General features: G+C 39.0%; 14 protein-coding genes. 6 read left to right on the forward strand and 8 right to left on the reverse strand.

Going from position 1 to position 19,594, the window contains the following annotated elements; genetic code table 11:
• From H1P_RS18760 to H1P_RS18770, 3 genes are all read right to left on the reverse strand, one after another.
• A partial coding sequence (locus H1P_RS18760; RefSeq protein ID WP_144870165.1) for a nucleoside hydrolase occupies positions 1-1,186 on the reverse strand: 1,186 nt, incomplete at its 3' end.
• Positions 1,187-1,239: 53 nt separating this feature from the next.
• Positions 1,240-3,294, reverse strand: a complete 2,055-nt coding sequence (locus H1P_RS18765) for an iron uptake porin (protein ID WP_144870167.1) — start codon at positions 3,292-3,294, stop codon at positions 1,240-1,242.
• A 414-nt stretch (positions 3,295-3,708) separates the two neighbouring features.
• Positions 3,709-4,347, reverse strand: coding sequence for a nucleotidyltransferase family protein (locus H1P_RS18770; protein ID WP_144870169.1), 639 nt, complete (start codon positions 4,345-4,347; stop codon positions 3,709-3,711).
• Between the two features lie 156 nt (positions 4,348-4,503).
• On the opposite strand from H1P_RS18770, the gene H1P_RS18775 reads away from it, so the two are divergent.
• Positions 4,504-5,409: a hypothetical protein gene (locus H1P_RS18775; RefSeq protein WP_144870171.1), complete on the forward strand. Its 906-nt coding sequence runs from the start codon at positions 4,504-4,506 to the stop codon at positions 5,407-5,409.
• A 7-nt stretch (positions 5,410-5,416) separates the two neighbouring features.
• Here the strand turns inward: H1P_RS18775 and H1P_RS18780 are convergent, their stop codons facing one another.
• The 4 genes from H1P_RS18780 to H1P_RS18795 all read right to left on the reverse strand — a co-directional run bounded on the left by H1P_RS18780 (position 5,417) and on the right by H1P_RS18795 (position 10,877).
• Positions 5,417-6,496 carry an XdhC family protein gene (locus tag H1P_RS18780; protein ID WP_144870173.1) on the reverse strand — a complete coding sequence of 360 codons (1,080 nt, stop codon included), beginning with the start codon at positions 6,494-6,496 and terminating at the stop codon, positions 5,417-5,419.
• Between the two features lie 73 nt (positions 6,497-6,569).
• Positions 6,570-7,163, reverse strand: a complete 594-nt coding sequence (locus H1P_RS18785) for a class I SAM-dependent DNA methyltransferase (RefSeq protein ID WP_144870175.1) — start codon at positions 7,161-7,163, stop codon at positions 6,570-6,572.
• 65 nt (positions 7,164-7,228) lie between these two features.
• On the reverse strand, positions 7,229-9,958 hold the full coding sequence (locus H1P_RS18790; protein WP_144870177.1) for a molybdopterin-dependent oxidoreductase: 2,730 nt from the start codon (positions 9,956-9,958) through the stop codon (positions 7,229-7,231).
• A gap of 79 nt (positions 9,959-10,037) precedes the next feature.
• A complete protein-coding gene (locus tag H1P_RS18795; protein WP_144870179.1) occupies positions 10,038-10,877 on the reverse strand; it encodes an FAD binding domain-containing protein in 840 nt (279 codons plus the stop codon).
• A 135-nt stretch (positions 10,878-11,012) separates the two neighbouring features.
• On the opposite strand from H1P_RS18795, the gene H1P_RS18800 reads away from it, so the two are divergent.
• From H1P_RS18800 to acs, 4 genes are all read left to right on the forward strand, one after another.
• On the forward strand, positions 11,013-12,428 hold the full coding sequence (locus tag H1P_RS18800) for an NCS2 family permease (RefSeq protein WP_144870181.1): 1,416 nt from the start codon (positions 11,013-11,015) through the stop codon (positions 12,426-12,428).
• 62 nt (positions 12,429-12,490) lie between these two features.
• On the forward strand, positions 12,491-13,510 hold the full coding sequence (locus tag H1P_RS18805) for an adenosine deaminase (RefSeq protein ID WP_144870183.1): 1,020 nt from the start codon (positions 12,491-12,493) through the stop codon (positions 13,508-13,510).
• A gap of 236 nt (positions 13,511-13,746) precedes the next feature.
• Positions 13,747-15,156, forward strand: coding sequence for a serine/threonine protein kinase (locus tag H1P_RS18810; RefSeq protein ID WP_144870184.1), 1,410 nt, complete (start codon positions 13,747-13,749; stop codon positions 15,154-15,156).
• 309 nt (positions 15,157-15,465) lie between these two features.
• Positions 15,466-17,433 carry an acetate--CoA ligase gene (gene acs, locus H1P_RS18815; protein ID WP_144870186.1) on the forward strand — a complete coding sequence of 656 codons (1,968 nt, stop codon included), beginning with the start codon at positions 15,466-15,468 and terminating at the stop codon, positions 17,431-17,433.
• 134 nt (positions 17,434-17,567) lie between these two features.
• Here the strand turns inward: acs and H1P_RS36280 are convergent, their stop codons facing one another.
• Positions 17,568-17,729: a hypothetical protein gene (locus H1P_RS36280; protein WP_186376039.1), complete on the reverse strand. Its 162-nt coding sequence runs from the start codon at positions 17,727-17,729 to the stop codon at positions 17,568-17,570.
• A gap of 658 nt (positions 17,730-18,387) precedes the next feature.
• Between H1P_RS36280 and H1P_RS18820 the strand changes: the two genes are divergently transcribed.
• Positions 18,388-19,594 (forward strand): DUF4347 domain-containing protein (locus tag H1P_RS18820; protein ID WP_144870188.1); only part of this gene is annotated, 1,207 nt, incomplete at its 3' end.

Below are 19,594 nucleotides of genomic sequence, written 5' to 3' on the forward strand. Positions count from 1 at the left end.
CTAATAAAATATCATCATCTTCACCTGCATAAATACGGTTGTGTCCAAAAGCAACAGAAGCATCAATTAAATCATTACCACTACCCGTAAATAAGATGTCGTTGTTGCCATCAAAATCACTGTTTAAATCCGCAGCATCAATGATGTCACCTTCAGCACTGCCAAAAACTATTTCAACTTCAGCATCTATTACTGGAATTTCGCCTAAATAAGAAAAAACCTCATCAGCATCAAAATCAAGATTATCAAAGCTGGGGTCTAAAGATACTAGGACGTTAGGCGGTAGGTCAGCAACTGCTACAGTTGCTCCTTGAGTATCTCCTGGAGCAGATTCGGTATCGATATCGATGTGTAAAGGGGTTTCAGGTGAGAAATCTGGTTCGCTGAGATTAATCGCTGCTACTAAATCCCACACTGGATTAGGGTCTAAATCGCTTTGAATTACCTCAAGAGCATAATCTAAAAATTCCGCAGCAATAATACTTTCAGGCGTTCCCGTATCCAGCCAGGCTTGATAATCCTCACGATCGAATTCAATGTCATTAGTGGCATCTAAAGGAGTAAGCTGAATTTTTAAGCCCTTTTCACCTGCATCCAAGACTTCTTGGGCTGCTACGGGGTCAATCCAGATATTAAACTCGGCAGCAGTATTGGTGGAAAAAGGTGGATCGGGGAGTACGGGTAGATTTCCTTCGGTAAAGACAGCCCCACCCATAATTTGCACTACTTCAATATTGTCAATGATAGTAGGGTCGCGTCGTAAAGCTTCGGCAATATTTGTTAAAGGTCCTGTGGCTAAGATTGCTACAGGTTCGGGAGAATTGTGAATTGTTTCAATAATTAAATCTACTGCGTCTTCTGTCTCCACATCTGGAGTTTCTTCTGGTAGAGGGACAAATGGCGACCAAAAAGTATCAGAGCCATCACGAATAAAATCGGGAAATTCGTTATTGCCTTCAAGGGGAGTCTCGCGCCCTACACCGACGGGAATATCTAAATCCCCCAAACGATCTAGCATTCGCAGTACATTATCATCAAAAACTTCAGGACGAGCAATACCCTGAGAAATAGTGATGGCTTGAACATCAAACTGAGGATTTGCCAGCATATATGCGATCGCTGTCATCCCATCTTGGCTGCCATCATCGTCGATAATTAGAGGGGTTGGTTGAGTATTTGTAGTCATAATGTTAGGTAACCGCGAACGGCCCGTTCGCCCATACAGAATAAAAAAAAAGATTAGAAATTAAATTGCATTCGTAAATTTCCCACGTAGATATTGGGATTTTCATCGAAGTTATTGGGATTACTAACCAGATAAAAAGCAGGAACTAGGGCAATATTATCATTCACGGGATAAAAATAAGTCAGTTCAAACTCATACTGTGTACCGCCATCCCCTGCACCCGAAACCAAAAATTCTTCACCATTGGTAACGTCAAAGGGAATCAAAAAGGAAAATGTGCCTAATGCTCCTTCTTTACCCACATCGGGGAAGGCTAAACCTGCCTGAATTGACTGGACGTTTACGGTTCTATCAATTGGCTTGAGGGTAATGCTAGCGTAGGTATAACGAGCGAAAATACCAAATTTGGGAGCGATTTCCCAATCGAAATTGAATCCAATAGTATGGGAAAAAGAATCTTTTAAACCGCCATCATTGGGGTTAACATCCAATCCCCTACCAGCACCAGCATCGGCTAATCCGTTTTGCAATGGCTCGCCTGTTACGCCTCCAATGACACCACCCACTACATTCACATCTGCATTGAGATGAGAATAGTTATACATCAGTCTGGTGTTAACTGTGTCAGTGGGAGAAAAGGTTAGTTCTGCTGTACTGGTATTTGTGCCACCAAAGACACCTTCATCGGGGTTGCTGGCAGTGTTAAACGGCGGACTGGGCAGAAATTCTGTAGACTCTCCTAAATAAGCAATGTTGAGCTTCAGCTTTTCGCTAATATCCCACATGACAACTGCTCCCGAACCGCGATCGATCGCATTGGAGAGGCTACTACCAATGGAATTAAAACTACTCGCCCCAGTAAGAAAATATGTATAGGCATTATTATCGAAATAGGCATACCAGTTAATCTGAGGTCCAATGACAATCCGAAAGTTGTCACCAACGGGAAAATTATAGGACAAATCTTGAATTACGATCTCGCTGTTTCCTTCTCCTTGGAGTCCTGCGGTTTGATCGGTAAATGGGATCCCAAAAGTATTGTAAGTACCCGCAGAAGCAAAAACGTTAGCAGGAGAATCCCCATTACCCACAACAAGCCGAGTCGTTAAAACATCTTCTCCTGTAAAAGAGGTTTCAAAAGTTAGCCAGACTAAATCGCTTAAAGTAATTTCGGGGTTATCAGTTACTTCTAATACAGTTGGTTCGCCAGTTACAGGGTCTCTTCCTGGGGGTCTGAGAAATAAAGGAACACTTAAATCGTTTGTCTCGACTAAAACATCCCCATCAGCAGCAGCACCAGTTAAGTTAAGCCAAACTGAACCGATTAATTTAGTAGTGGTCGAAAATTGATTGTCTTCTAAAAAAGCAGTGCGATTTTCTAAACTGTCTACTCTTTCTGTCACCGTTGCTAATTCTGTGGCAAATTCTGCGTTTAATCGCTTTATTGTGTCTAAATCTTCGCGTTGAACTGCTTCAGAAGAGGCAATCAATCGTTCGATCTGATTTAAGCAAGAATTTAAACCCGCAGCAAATTCATAACGACTTAATGGTTGAGAACCGCTATAAGTTTGATTGGGAAAACCTGCAATACAGCCATAGCGGTCTACCAAAGAGCGCAAAGCTTCATAAGCCCAATCACCAGGGCTAACGTCCCGTAACCGATCGACGTTTGTTACCTGTTTTAAACTGTTTGAGGTTTCTGATTCCGAATCTGTAGATATTTCTAAATCGGAATACAAATAATTACTGTCTTCTGCTGTGTTATTTTTACCAACGGTCAGAGTAGGCTCCGTCGTGTCTTGACGAGCATTCCCTTGCGCGACGCGGAGCGAGTCCTTTAGGGTCTTACGCCGACGCGGGGTCTCGTCGCTTGTACGGCGGAGTAATCTCTGACTTTTCTCAACTTCACTAATTTGTTTTAGTTCGGTAGAAAGTTCTCGTAATAGCACTTCGCGATCGCTAATATCGATTATTTCGGAAGCTCCTGCCAATTTTCCAGATAATAACCAAAAACAATTGCCAAGAATGATTAATAGTAAATTACTAAATAATCGAATTTTTTTACCATAATGGTAACCAGAAAATCTAACTATTTTGTTGAAATACATTGAAAAGTTTCACACCATCTAATAGCGGTTAGCAATTGATAATTAGTCAGCAACCCTAATTTATTAAAAAATCTTGATTCTCTTACGAAAAATCTTCAACATAGATAAGTTAAATTTTAGTAAAGAGCGAAATAATTTAGCGATTACAAACTATTAATTACTGACCTAGTATTAAACAAAAGTTATCATTATCATTGTTAGCAATGTGTAGTTTAAAATACTATTTAGTAAAAATATTTGTAAAAAGATATTAACATTATCAACGTGAGTTCTGCAAGAATAAAATCGTTTGATTTTGAATTAGGGAATAGCAAACAGCAAACAGCCTCTTATTTTCTTCCGATCGATCAACAATATAATTCAGAATAATATCTGTCAAACTGACGTTTATCATTATTTAGAAAAACCAAATTTTTAGTTTGAATCATCGGAAATATTTGCTATTTTTTGAAGCTCTAATTGGTACATAGCTGAGTTATTTAGATCGCTTAAAATATCTAGAGTTTCCATTTCTATTTTTTGAATATTTGAATAGAATTTTTGAACAACTTCACGCAATCCTAAAGTTGACTCTTGAATATTTTTTAACTCTGGTAATAATCGACACGAAAATAACAAAGGATGTCCTAATTTACCGTGGTAGCAAGGTGCGATAATTAACGCTTTTTTTTGTTGATAAGCTTCTAGTAAAGTGCGATAAACATCAGAAGAACGAGGCTGATCTACAGCCGAAATAGTAATAGTCGAAAATGCGTCAGGAAGAGACTGTAATCCAATTAAAATTGAGCTTGTTTTACCGCGATCGCTCTTTAAATTAATTGCAACTAAACTACCATTAGGACAATCAGATCGGCGATCGGCATTATGAGAACCTAGTACAATAATTGGAGTAATGCCAGCTTGTAAAAATTGTTCTGCTTGATAGCGAAGTAGAGTTTGATTATTATGCCAGAGTAAAGTAGTTTTACAAGTTCCCATACGGGTAGAAAAACCTGCTGCTAAAATCAAGGCAAAGTTTTGGTTATCCTCTGGATAAATTTTGTCAACGCTCATAAAACATTTTTTTAATAATCTGAGTTTGAGTTAGCATCACTTAGCATTATTAGTTTATTTTAATTAAATCGATCGACACAATTAGACCTCATTTACAATAGTTAGCTATGTATGTAAATCAGGAAATATATATACACAAATATTGAGTGAAATTAAATGAAAACCATACCAAAAATTAGAGGATATATTGCTACCAAAAAGAATATAATTGTCTTTCTTTATCGTAGAAGTAATAAAATCACTTATCTGATTTCCCTGGATTATCAAAAAGGAAGAGAGTCCATACAGATTGGTTCGCGTTTTTATGGGCGAATTTACCCAAATCGATGCGATATTTCTCCTGACGGTACTTATTTTTTGTATTTTGCTATGGGTAAATCTCAGCAGCAATATGAGAAAAAACTATATTGTTGGACAGGAATTTGTATGCCTCCAAAGATTACAGCCAATATGCTTTTTGCTCACCAAGATACCTGGGGAGGTGGAGGAAGATTTGTAGATGATAAGACCATATTTATATCGCCTGGGATGTATCCTGATTTCGACAAACAACAAAATCACCAATTTGATAATTACCAAATAACCTTCAAAGGAAAACTTGAAGATGCAGAAAGTTGGACTTCAGGAAAAGGCTGGAAACTCACAGAAAAACAGATTGTCCCAAGTTATGGAGATAAATATCCTATTCCCAAGTGCTGGACAAAAACTAATGGGAAAATAACACTCATAAAACATTTGAATTATAGTTCTTATCTCAAATCAAAAAATGGACAAACTATAGGTAGTTATGATTTGCATAGTTACGAAATTAGGGATAATAAAAACAAAGTTAAATACTCACTAAATGATGAATCGAAAATTTGTCTTTGGGCGGATTTTGATAATTTGGGAAGATTGATTGTTGCTCAAGAAAGTGAGATTTTCATATATCAGAATTTTAAAAATATAATTGACCGTGAGAGAGGCTCTCGGTTAGAGAGCATCTCTAATCAAGGTGTTGACAAAAAATATATTAAAACCTTTGACTTTGAAAAATTGATAACTTTGCCTCATAAAAAATAAACTCCATTTAAACGCTAATATGCGATAAATGAACCTTTGATGGTGTTTGACATTGCTGCATTCTTTCGCCAAGTGATAAACCTGTACCGCCACGACGTACTTTAATTAATTCTCCGCAGATACTAATGGCAATTTCTTCAGGAGTTAGCGCGCCAATATCTAAACCGATAGGTGCATAAAAGTTAGGTAGTCTGGCGATTGGTATTGCTTGCTTAATCATGCGAATACGTTTTTGACTGCCGATCGCCCCGATATATTGATAACTGATAGGATATTGTAAAAGAGCTTTTAATGCCTCAATATCTTGGGGGTAGCCTCTAGTAACCAAAGCCACATAAAGCAGTGAGTGTGTCGTTAGGGTGTTTAAAGTCTCGGTAATAGATTGAGATAAAAACAGTGCTTGAGGAAATCTTTGGGGGGTTATAAATTCAGGGCGATCGTCTTGTACTACTATTTGAAACCCTGCGAAGTTGGCAATTTGTGATATGGATACTGCGACATGACCACCGCCGATGATTAGTAAAATAGGTTGTGGTTCGATGGTTTCCACAAATCGATCGCAAGAAGCAGAGGGAGTAAAGGTTAGGGGCGAACGGCTGTTCGTCTTTACAGAAGTAGCAGAAAAATAGAGAGAGTTTGTAATTTTTTGAGGAGAGTCTGGATATCTCATCAAATAAGGTGGAACATCTTGAGTAAAAGGGGTAACTAATTTGACAGATTGACCAGTTTTCAATAATTCGAGAATTTCTTCGATAAGAGCGATCGCCGAACTTGACCATTTTTCTAACCATACTTGCACTTTTCCGCCACATACTCCCTGAATATCTTTTCCTGGCGTACCAGTTAGATCGATCTCTACAAGCTGTTTTTCTCCTGTTTTTAATACTTTTAATGCTTGTGTGATTACTTTTGCTTCCCCCGCACCACCGCCAATAGTGCCAATAATACTACCATCTTGGCAAATAGCCATTTTTGCGCCTATTTCTCTGGGTGCAGAACCTAAAACCTTAACAATAGTTGCTAATACTACTGTTTCTAGTTCTAATCTGTGTTTCAATTGTTGATAAAAAATGCGATCGCTAGTCATGTTATTAGTGAGAACGAACGGACGTTTGTGTATACAGTAGTTCGCAGATAACTTTAGTCAGTAATGTCAATTACTAAGATTTTTGGGCAATGACGTAAACATGATTTTCGGGGAATTGGTCGAACTCTAAATGCTTACAAATTATCTCGTTTTTCATCAGAACCGACAGATTTCCCTTAATTCCTATTGAACTATAGTAAAATTCTTCTTCATGCCATTCGTCTGTATGCTCTCCATACCCATCGCCGAATGTATATATCAAAACCCCATTTTTTACGAGTATATTGCAAAGTCCAGTAACTACTGGTTCTTGCATGGAAAACGGTAAATGAAAGATACTATCCCAGGCAATAATAAAATCAAATTTTTGTTCTGTTTCCCAAGTGCATATATCCTGAACAAAAAAGGTTTCACTAGGATGATTTTCTCTTGCTAACTTGACCATTTCCCGAGAAACATCAAGTCCAGTAATTTTAAACCCCTTTTTTTGTAGTTTTCGTACGAACCTACCTCCTGCGCCACAACCAACATCTAAAGCATTTTCGTGACTAACACAAAACTGTAATGCTTTTTCAATTTGTTTAATTCCATACTCAGAGTTACTATGACGATCGTGCCACCATTTAGCAATCTTATCGTATTTAGTACCCAGCATTTGAGGTTTCATAGCTACTCCCTTATATGTCATGCAGTGAATTTGATAATGCTATCATTCAACTTTTAAGGTTTACGTCACTCTAATTTCTGCATCGCCATCCAAACTCTTTCAGGTATCATGGGTAATTGTTTCAATCTTACTCCTGTAGCCTGGGCGACAGCATTGGCGATCGCAGGTGCAGTACAGTTAGTGCCAATTTCCCCAATACCTTTAGCACCAAAAGGGCCATAAGGATCGGCTTTTTCGATTAAAAATATTTCCATTGGTGGGACATCGGATGCAGCAGGAATGCGGTAGGTACGCAATCCAGGATTGAGTATTTTACCTTGTTCATTAAAGCGTAGTTCTTCAGCCAGGGCGTATCCTAAACCCATAACTAGACCCCCTGTAGCTTGTCCGTGACAAATTCTCGGATTAATTGCCTTACCAATATCGATCGCCTCTGCACAACGCAATACTTTTATTCTGCCTGTTTCGGTGTCTACTTCTACTTCCACACCTAGAAAGGCAAAGGTAAGGGAAGCGCGATCGCTGGTATGTTCTAATTCTACTGATAATGATTCTCCTCGTTTTTGTGCCTCTTGTGCTAATTGCTTCAGAAATATTGTTGTCTGAGAACCAGATATTTTTGCTTCGTCTAATTTTAATTCTTCTGTATTAACTTCTATAATTTGGGCTGCGGTTTTCAGGAGATGCGATCGCAATTTTTGGGCAGCTAGATTTACGGCTTGTCCAGTAATAAATGCCGTAGCAGAGGCATAAGAACCAGCATCGAAGGGAGTATTATGAGTATCTGCGGTAATGATGGTTATGTTCTCTACGGTAGTTCCTAAAACCTCGGCTGCTATCTGTCTTAGAGATGTATCAGAACCCGTACCTACATCAACTGAACCCGTCCGCAGTTCGTATTGTCCATTTGGCATCAAAGATATTTTAACGCTGGCTAAATGAATCTTAGCTAAACCACTGGCTTGCATAGTAGCAGCAAATCCTACACCGCGTTTTATGTGTCCTTTTGTTTCTGGCTGTTTTTCTGGATCGTAATCTAACGCCTGGGTAACTTTCTCTATACATTCATCCAGGGCATAACTACCAATAATGTGAAAATGTTCTTCTCTGCCGATTAAGATTTCATCCTCAGTGGTAATTAAGTTTTGCTGGCGCAGCTTTATGGGATCGATATTTAATTTACTGGCAATTTCATCAAGTTGGGATTCCATGGCAAACGTGCCTTGAGTTGCCCCATAACCCCGAAACGCACCTGCGGGCATGGTATTAGTATAAACAACCGTTCCTTTATAGGATTGATTGGCACAACGATATAAACCCAGAGGAAAACAACCAGTTAGGAAAGTTACTGTTTCTCCATGATTGCCATACGCCCCCGTGTTGGAAATCGCCTCCATTTCTTGAGCCACAATCGTACCGTAGCTTTTTACCCCCGTTTTAATCCGAATATTCATCGCGTGACGGCTATTGGTAGCGGTAAATTCTTCTTCTCTGGTAAACCGCCACTGCACTGGCTTACCTGTTTTTAAAGTTGCCAAGACACATAAGTCTTCGCTTAATATTTCCTGTTTATTGCCAAATCCGCCCCCAAGCTGGGGTTTATAAACTCGAATCTTTTCTTTAGGTATGTCGAATAGTTCGGATAACAATCTCTGACAGTGGAATGGTACTTGTGTACTGGAGCGAACAACTAATGTACCATCTTCATCCAACCAGCTAATACTAACGTGGGGTTCTAAATGGACGTGCTGCACTGCGGGTAAGATATAGGTATTTTCAAGAATTAAATCGGCTTCTGCAAATCCTGTATTTAAATCGCCCTTCTCTAAAACTACTTCCCCTGCAATATTATGGGCTGCATCGTGAATCTGACTCGATTCTGGTTCGTCATGAATTACCACATCTCCCTTCATCGCTGTAACTGGATCGATCGCATGAGGTAAAATCTCATAATCTACCTCAATCAACTCACAAGCTATAGCAGCTATAGCTTCCGTCTCTGCCACGACTGCTGCAACGCGATCGCCGATAAACCTTACTTTATTATCTAATAAATAATGATCTAAAGGATCGGGTACGGGTGCGCCATGTCCTGCGGTACTATAAGCACGTCGGGTCACATCTTTATGGGTAAAAACAGCTTCAACCCCTTCTAAGGCTTCAGCTTTGGTTGTATTAATTTCCCGAATACGGGCATGGGGATAAGGCGATCGCAATACTTTAAGATGTAATAGTCCCGGGGGCGACCAATCGGCAGTGTATACTGGTTTTCCTGTAACTAAATTAGGCCCATCTTGTTTGGGAATGTTTTTTCCTACCTGTCCTTCTTTTGCAGTTATGGGTTTAACTAAATTATCATTACCGCATTCAAGGATACTATCAATAATTGCCTCATAGCCAGTACAGCGACAGAGATTACCTTCCAATTCTGCCCGTAACTCCGCTTCTGAATTATACTCCAGCTTACTAGCGGTCATAATCATCCCAGGAGTACAGTAACCACACTGAAAACCCTGCTTATCTAAAAAAGCTTGCTGCATCGGTGACAGCTTACCGTTTTCCAAACCCTCGATAGTAGTTATCTGATGACTATCTACCTGCATCGCAGGATAAATACAGCTATGAATGGGTTTATCATCTAGCCACACCGTACAGCTACCGCAGTCTCCCGACTCACATACGCGATGCACTCCCGCGTATCCCAAAGAACGAAGTAAACTTAATAGACTCGTTCCTGGATTACATTTGGTGTTATGGCTTTGGTTATTAACTTGAAAATTTAATGAATCTGGCATAATTTCTGGTCAGTCTAAAAAATATCAAACTCTGTAGAGACGTAGCATGCTACGTCTCTACGCAAAAATGTCCCTACGATTAATATCGGCGTTTCCCTTTTATTCCTGTGGTTAATTCGGTAATTCCGCGTTGCATCAATACCTGGGTGATGTGACGGCGATAGGCTGCGCTACCTCGTTCGTTATCAATATACATTTGTGGGGAAAATGCGCCAATTGCGGATACGATTTGTTCGGGAGTTGGTACGGTATCAAATTCAATTAAACGCGGTGATTTTATGCTACCACCAATGCCAAACCTTACTCGATTGGTTTGGGGATGATATGCTGTTACAATAATAGCGATCGCATATCCTGCGGTACATACTGCCATCCGTTTAAAGCTGGTTTGCCACTGTGTTAAATTCCCATCGGGGACTTTAATTCTACGTAATACTTCCCCAGGTTGTAAAATCGTTTGTTGGGGCGCGGTTTGAAAATCAATTGCATTAACAAAGTAAGGTTCACCATTGGGCTGCCAAATTTCATAGCTAGCATTTAACGCAATCATCACAGGAGCAAAGGTACTAGCACTTAGAGCCAAACAAATGTTTCCTCCTACTGTCGCAGCATGAGACAATTTAAAAGAAGCTAATTCCCGCACGGCATCTTTAAGTGCGCCCGTTGCTGTCCAAGCTTCGGGAAAAGAAAAGTCTAGTAGGTCGTTTTGAATACAGGTTGCCCCAATAGATAAACCTCCTGGGGTGACTTCTATTTCCGACCAGTTAAGTCTTTGCATATCTACCAGGGTTTTCACCTGGGGTTGAACTTCGTTAAAAATCCAAGTTCCTCCAGCCAACCAGTTCCAGTTAGGTTGCCAATCTTGCACTTCTCGTAACGATTTTGGTCGCAGATAAGTCTCAATGTTATACAAGTCCATAAAAAGCGACTCAAACTTTAGATAATTACTTATATTGAAGTGAAATTAATTTGTATACAGTATACGATGTTTCAGAATTAAAATTTTATTGAAGATACCTTAGATTAAATAATTATTAAAAATGAGGTATCTATCATGAGTCGGAAAACATCATCAACTCCGACTAGATCGAGTCCAGATTCGAGTTCTTCGCCAAACTCAAGTGGTATAGCTAGTTTTTTTGAATTTGAAAAATTAGGAACTAATTTGCGTACCGAAGTATTGGCTGGGGTGACAACTTTTGTCACGATGGCGTATATTTTAGCTGTTAATCCTGGTATTCTTTCCAACGCCATCTTCTTACAAGAGTCAGGGGATTTATTTGGCGAGTTAGTATTTGCCACTGCCATTTCCTCTGCTATATCGACTATGGTTATGGGACTTTATGCCAGATATCCTTTTGCCCTCGCCCCAGGGATGGGAATTAATGCCTATTTTGCTTTTTCTGTAGTTTTGGGGTTAGGAATTGACTGGCGAGTGGCTTTAGCTGCGGTATTTATTGAGGGGCTAATTTTTATTGCCATGTCTCTGACTAAAATGCGTAGTCGTATTGTTGCTGCCATACCCGACTGCCTCAAACACGCTACTGCTGCGGGCATTGGTTTATTTATTGCTTATATTGCCCTGACTAGTAATTCAGGAATCATTGTCACCAGCGAAGCCACTACCACGACTTTAGGCAATTTAGCCGATCCTAACACCTTAATGGCGATCGCGGGAATTTTGATTACGGCTGCTTTTGTAGCGCGACGAGTTAAAGGTGCATTACTAATTGGGATTTTAGCTACGGCTTTATTAGGCTGGATTTTAGGCATTGCTCCCTGGCCTCAAGGAATTATTGGTTTTCCTGTCTTTCCAGTTAACATTGCAGGACAGGCTTTTGTGGGATTAGGGAGTGTATTACAAAATAGTATTTGGAATCTACTCGCAATCTTATTTGTTTTTCTCTTCGTTGATACCTTTGATACGGTAGGGACACTTACGGGAGTTGGTGTTAAGGCAGGTTTTGTTAACGATAAAGGAGAATTACCTAATGCTAGTAAAGCATTTATGGCAGATGCAATTGGTACAACGGCAGGAGCAGCGTTAGGCACATCTACTGTAACTACCTACATCGAGTCGGCTGCGGGAGTCTCTGAAGGAGGCAGAAGTGGTTTTACGGCCATAGTTACGGCAATTTTATTTGCCCTCTCAATCTTTTTTACCCCTTTACTCTCGGCTATTCCTCCTTTTGCAACTGCACCAGTATTGTTAATTGTGGGAGTTTTGATGACGGGTAGTATTACCGATATCAATTGGAACGATCCTGCTGAGTCGATACCTTCTTTTTTAACTATTTTATTTATTCCCCTTAGTTATTCCATTGCTGAAGGGTTAGCAGTGGGTTTTATTAGTTATCCTATACTCAAGGCTATCCAAGGAAAAGCACACGAAATCGATCTTACTGTCTGGATTTTAGCAGCAGTCTTTTTACTCAGATTTGTTTTCCTAGCTTTAGAAATCGGCGCATAAAGTAGGGGCGAATCGCCCCTACAGATATAAATTTGTTACCAATATTTTAAAAAAAAACAAATATGGAAAAATTCATCCGAGACTTACCTAAAGCAGAACTACACCTACATATAGAAGGTACGCTAGAGCCAGAAATGATGTTTGAATTGGCTCAACGCAATAATATTGATTTACCCTATAAATCGGTGTCAGAAGTCAGAGATGCTTATAATTTTACAGACCTGCAATCTTTTCTCGATATCTACTATCAAGGTTCTGAAGTATTACAAAAAGAACAAGACTTTTACGATCTAACCTGGGCATATCTGGAAAAAGCTGCTAGTCAGAATGTGCGACACACGGAAATATTTTTCGATCCTCAGTGTCACACCTCACGAGGTATTGCTTTTGAAACTGTCTATCAGGGAATCTATCAAGCCCTACAGGATGGTCAAACTAAGCTGGGTATTTCTAGTAACTTAATTCTCTCTTTCTTGCGCGATCTTAGTGCAGAAGAGGCATTTGCCACTTTAGAACAGGCACTACCCTATAAAGATACTATTCCCGCAGTTGGTTTAGATTCTGCCGAACAGGGCAATCCTCCCTCTAAGTTCAAAGAAGTATTCGATCGCGCTCAAGCAGAAGGATTTTTAACTGTTGCTCATGCGGGAGAAGAAGGACCTCCAGAATACATCTGGGAAGCTATCAATTTACTCAAGGTATCTCGTATCGATCATGGTGTTCGCAGCATGGAAGATCCAGAATTACTCGATTATTTGGTAGATAAACAAATTCCTCTTACTGTATGTCCTCTATCCAATGTCGAGCTTAAAGTTTTTGATTCGATGGCAAAGCATAATTTGAAAAAACTGTTAAATTTAGGCATTTGCGCTACAGTTAATTCTGACGATCCATCTTATTTCGGCGGTTACATTGCTGAAAATTACCAAGCAGCACAATCAGCTTTAGACTTAACGAAACAAGAGCTTTATCAATTAGCTAAAAATTCTTTTCAAGCTTCTTTCTTGTCGCCAGAATCTAAGCATAAGTTAATTGCTGAATTGGATGATTATTGTAGAATAGCTGACTTGGCTAAAGCCTAATCCTAATTGTAATTGTCTTCTACGATCTATTTTCAATTTACCTTGCTCCAATTCAAGCCATCATTTAGCCAATTGAACTCAAGACTTCAAATGATAAAATCACAAGTAGCCAGTGCTTCATGTAGCAAGTGAGAACCAACTATCACTAATTTCTTTTTTCTATTTCCTTGATATTAGTGGTAAATCGTAGTGGCAAAACGCTACATTAAGAAAAATAGCCACAATCAATTAATAAGATGTTGGAAGCGGGAGACATAATTAACCAGCGTTACCAATTGCAATCTAAGCTAGGTAGAAACGCAGGAAGACAAACCTGGTTAGCTAAAGATTTGCAATCTGAAAGTAATACTCCTACTACAGAGACATCTTTGTCAGATTTAGTAGTAGTTAAGTTATTGGCTTTTGGCGGGAATGTGCAATGGGAAGATTTAAAACTTTTTGAAAGAGAAGCCCAAATTTTACAACAAATAAATCATAATCGCATTCCTAAATATCAAGATTATTTTTCTATTGACGATCGCAATTTATGGTTTGGGTTGGTGCAAGAGTATATTCCTGGTAATTCTTTACGACAGTTATTAGATAAGGGTAAAAGATTTAGTGAGTTAGAAGCAAAAAAAATTGCTCAAGAAATTTTATCGATCTTGCTGTATCTTCATGATTCTAAACCACCTTTATTACATCGCGATATTAAACCGAGTAATTTAATTTTGGGAGAAGATCTGAATATTTATTTGGTAGATTTTGGCGCAGTACAAGATCGCGCTGCCACCGAGGGTGGTACTTTTACCGTAGTGGGTACTTATGGTTATGCACCGATGGAGCAATTTGGGGGAAAATCTGTTCCTGCTTCGGATCTATATGCTTTGGGTGCAACTTTGATTCACCTATTAACTCGTACTCCTCCTGGCGATTTACCCACTAAAGATTTAACTATTCAATTTAGCGATTGCATTTCTCTCAAACCACAATTTGCTGATTGGTTAGAAAAGATGACTCATCCTGCTGTGGAAAGAAGATTTAAAACTGCACAGCAAGCTTTTAAAGCTTTGGAAGCTGTGGAAAGAAAAAGTGATATCAAACCAATCAGCAAGGAAAAATTTGCTCATAATTCTCTATCATTTAGTAAGCGTATTAAAATATTTAGCGAACAAAACTATTTAGATATAACTGTTGCGAAAAGAGGTATTCAAAATTTACAAGATGCAACCAATGTAGCATTTATAACGCTTTTTATGTTTATTTCTAGCTGCCTGACTCTCAATCTTTTTCCTTTAGGAATTATTACGTTAATCATTTGCTATTTAGCTTTTTATCCTTATCTAGAATATTTATTTGGCGATACTAAAATTAGTTTTAATTATCGAAATTTTTTGATTAAAAGAAAATTATTTTTTAATATAATTCAGGAACAAGGAGATACTCAAAATATTCAAGATGTTTCTGTTAATTATCAGGCTCTCAAAATACCAAGTAGTATTAACGATCAAAGTATTAATTATTCTTACTCTAATGCGATTATAATTACTACTAAAAAATCCAAGTATTATCGAGGATATCAAAGATATAGTTTTGGGAAACAATTAACCGAAGAAGAATCTATTTGGATCGCTAATGAAATTCGTAATTGGCTAAGTAATCAATGAACAGCTATCAGAAGTGCGATCGCCTTGATATAGCAATCTATATTCTATATTATAGAGCAACAGCGAAAGCTAAGATTAAAGGCAAGCCGAGTGCGACAAAAGTCGCAAGCTCGGATTTCAAAGGGAGATGCGAAGCGCATGATAGCCCCCATCGACCCTACTCAAGAAGTGGCTGTACCCAATAACTATTAACAACCAACAATTAACCAAAAAATTAAATAATTATTGTTAACTTAAAGAAAATAAAGATTCTCTGGCAAGATTGGCATTCAGAATGATGATAAAGAGATTTTTGAATTAACAGCAATTATGTCAAAGTCAACGATAGAATCAATTCTGCACGAAGAACGTCTTTTCCCCCCATCGGAAGAGTTCGCTCTACAGGCACATATTACAAGCCTGACTCAATACCAAACCCTTTATGACAAAGCGAAAGAACATCCAGAGTTATTCTGGGCAGAGTTAGCAGAATCAGAACTACATTGGTTTCAAAAGTGGGACAAAGTTTTAGATTGGCAGCCTCCCTTTGCAAAATGGTTTCTCAATGGCAAAATTAACATTTCTTACAACTGCTTAGACCGCCATTTAACCACCTGGCGCAAAAATAAAGCAGCCTTGATTTGGGAAGGTGAGCCTGGAGACTCCCGCACGATTACTTATGCTCAACTGCATCGAGAAGTTTGTCAGATGGCAAATGTACTCAAAGATTTAGGTGTTCAAAAAGGAGATCGCGTTGGCATTTATATGCCCATGATACCAGAAGCAGCGATCGCAATGTTAGCCTGTGCCAGAATTGGCGCACCTCATAGTGTCGTGTTTGGGGGTTTTAGCTCCGAAGCCTTAAAAGCGCGTTTACAAGATGCGGAGGCAAAGGTAGTTATTACCGCCGATGGTGGTTTCCGCAAAGATAAAATAGTACCCCTCAAATCCGCAGTAGACGAAGCACTGCAAGATAATGCTGTACCCAGTGTGCAGAAAGTACTGGTAGTGCAGCGTACTAAACAAGATATTCCCATGGTAGGCGATCGTGATGTCTGGTGGCACGAATTACAACCCACAGCATCCGCAGACTGTCCTCCCGAACCTATGGATAGTGAAGATATGCTATTCATTCTTTACACTAGCGGTACTACAGGAAAGCCCAAAGGAGTTGTTCACACTACAGGGGGTTATAATCTCTACACCCACGTAACTACTAAATGGACATTCGATCTCAAAGATACTGATGTTTATTGGTGTACCGCCGATGTGGGTTGGATTACAGGACATAGCTATATTGTTTATGGCCCTCTTTCCAATGGTGCAACTAGCGTCATGTATGAAGGTGCGCCGAGAGCTTCTAATCCTGGCTGTTTTTGGGATGTCGTGGAAAAATATGGTGTAACTATCTTCTACACTGCACCGACAGCAATCAGAGCATTTATCAAAATGGGCGATCAACATCCTAATAAAAGAGATTTATCTTCTTTAAGAATATTAGGTACAGTAGGCGAACCCATCAATCCCGAAGCCTGGATCTGGTATCACCAAGTTATTGGTCAGGAAAAATGCCCCATTGTGGATACCTGGTGGCAAACTGAAACAGGGGGCTTTATGTTGACTCCCTTACCTGGTGCAACTCCTACCAAACCAGGTTCCGCTACTCGTCCTTTCCCTGGCATAATAGCTGATGTGGTGGATTTAGACGGTAATCCTGTGGGTACTAACGAGGGTGGTTACTTGGTAATCAAACATCCTTGGCCCAGTATGATGCGGACTGTTTATAAAAATGATAAACGCTTTCGTAGTACCTATTGGGAGCATATACCCCCTAAAGATGGTAAATATCTTTATTTTGCTGGAGATGGGGCAAGAAAAGACGAAGACGGTTACTTTTGGGTCATGGGTCGTGTTGATGATGTTATGAATGTCTCAGGACACCGTTTAGGCACAATGGAAGTAGAATCTGCTTTAGTATCACATCCTGCAGTAGCTGAAGCTGCGGTAGTCTCGCGTCCTGATGAGGTTAAAGGGCAAGATGTTTATGCCTTTGTTACCCTAGATAGCACTCATGAACCTAGTGATGAACTCAAAGCCGAACTCAAAAAACACGTAGTTCATGAAATAGGTGCGATCGCTCGTCCTGGAGAAATTCGCTTTACCGATGCCCTTCCTAAAACTCGTTCTGGCAAGATTATCCGCCGTTTCTTACGAAATTTGGCAGCAGGAGAAGAATTAGTGGGTGATATCTCTACTATGGAAGATTTGAGCGTCTTAGACAAGCTCAGACAGGGTTAATCTCCATAATCAGTGACCAGTTATCAGTTAGTTATTATTCTGTGAGAGTCAGAGTATGCAACCTGACATCAATCGTTATTTTCGATAGTATGTTCAATAACCTTATTGACTGGTCACTCTCTAACTATTAATTATTATTGAGAATTTTCAATAGCTGCGATCGCTTTAGATTTTTTATTCAGATTAAATAATGCTTGACTAAAATTCCAAAAATTCAGACTAATATTTTTATCAAGTTTTAAATTAATTACTTTTCTATAATCCTTGACAGCTTTTTTATAGTTACAAGCATTCAAAGATACATGATATAAATTAAGCCAAGCTTCCTAAAACATTAGATCGAACTTGATTACTTTTTTTTATAATATTATTGCGCTTCATTGTATTTTTTTGATGACAATAATCGGTTTTCTCGTATTAATATATAATTAGCAATGGGCATCTAATACCATTTCTTAAAAGTAATAAGAGACGAAGATTTAAAGCTAGGAGTCCTAAAGGATACCGCTTCCCTAAAGGACTCGGCTTCGCCGTCGCGCGACCGAAGGAAGTCCTTTAGGGCATATCAGGATTCAGGAGTCAGGAGTTAGTTTAACAGTAGTTTGAGTGTTTTTTCTTAATAAGAAATAATTTTCTATCTATCTAGCTATTGCGCGAGAATTGGTATAATATGTATAATTTAGTGTATATTTTGTGGGACTAAATTAGTTATTTTTTCAGGAATGCATAATAAAAAATTAGACTTTGATGTTCCTTATAATTTACATTAATTATTAAGTACTATGAGACTAAAAAATAGCTAAAACTTTAGTTATTTACAAAATTGTTCTGTCCGTTAAAAATTTTTGTAATAGAACCCGAAAAAGTACTGATAGCAAAAATCCTGATGTCATTGAGAAGAGGCAAGTGCTAGAAAAGATGAGTTCATGATACAAGTAAAAACTCTTAATTAAGATGGAAGTTATTGATTACCAAGAATTCGTTCCTCAAGATTTTCTGGCTGTCAATAGCCAAAGTATTTTTACTATAGATGCTGCAACCGTACCTGAAAATACAATTGGTGGTGAACTGGGAAGTGAGCGACTTATTATTATTGACATTGCTGTCTCTATCTCAGAACAACAAATAGAACAGTTTGCCAACAGTGGAGCTGAAGCTATTCGATTGGATGCGAACCAAAATGGCATAACGCAGATTGCAGATATTTTAGATTCTCGGCAAAATATTCACACCATCGATATTATTTCTCATGGTTCTGCGGGGAGTTTGCAGCTAGGAAATGCAGAAATCAACTCCGATACATTAGACCAATACAAAAGTAGCCTAACTGGTTGGACTGGTTCTTCTCAGACGGCAGATATCTTGCTCTATGGTTGCGAAGTGGGCCAAGGAGAAAAAGGTCGTCAATTTGTGCAACAGTTCGGTACGTTGACGGGAGCAGATATTGCTGCAAGTGTAGACCTGACTGGAAGTAGTAATCATTACGGAGACTGGGATTTGGAGTATCAGACTGGCGAAATTGAATCGGCTGCGATTGTGATTGAGGGATTCGATTCAGTTTTAAGACCTACTCAAAATTCTAATTCTGCCAGTGGTAATCATCAAAGTCTCCTCCAAAATTCTGGCTTTAATCAGGCTTTAGATGGCACAAATTGGTTAGTAGGTAAAACAGGAACAGTTCTAGACTACGACCGCAATGTCGAAAAAGTGGCTTACATTGAGAATGTCCCAGGACAAGGAAAGCAGATGTATCTCAAACTGCCCCAAGAAGCTCAAGTAAACTATGACGATCAACTGTCACTCTTTCAAGATGTCTCAGGTCTAAAAACAGATAAGATCTATGCGGTAGAAGCCAAAGTCAAATGGTTAAATCCAGAAAATAACCTGCCAAGTGCGATTGTTTCTTTCTGGGCGCAAAACCCCGATCAGAGCTTTCGAGGTCAAGATTTCGTGATTACTGATGGAGATGGCTACAAAAATCTCCGATTTGAATTTACACCCAACGAGATTGGAAAGACACGCTTTTTCTTAGGCTTGTTTACCCACATTAACGGCAACACTGATGACACCGAAATCTATGTTGACGATTACAAAGTTACCGAAATTGGAGACATTGCTCAAGGTCTAGATTCGCGTCAAGGAAATCTCTTAGGTGATGGTG

The sequence above is a fragment of the Hyella patelloides LEGE 07179 genome (assembly GCF_900659865.1).
Lineage (GTDB): Bacteria > Cyanobacteriota > Cyanobacteriia > Cyanobacteriales > Xenococcaceae > Hyella > Hyella patelloides.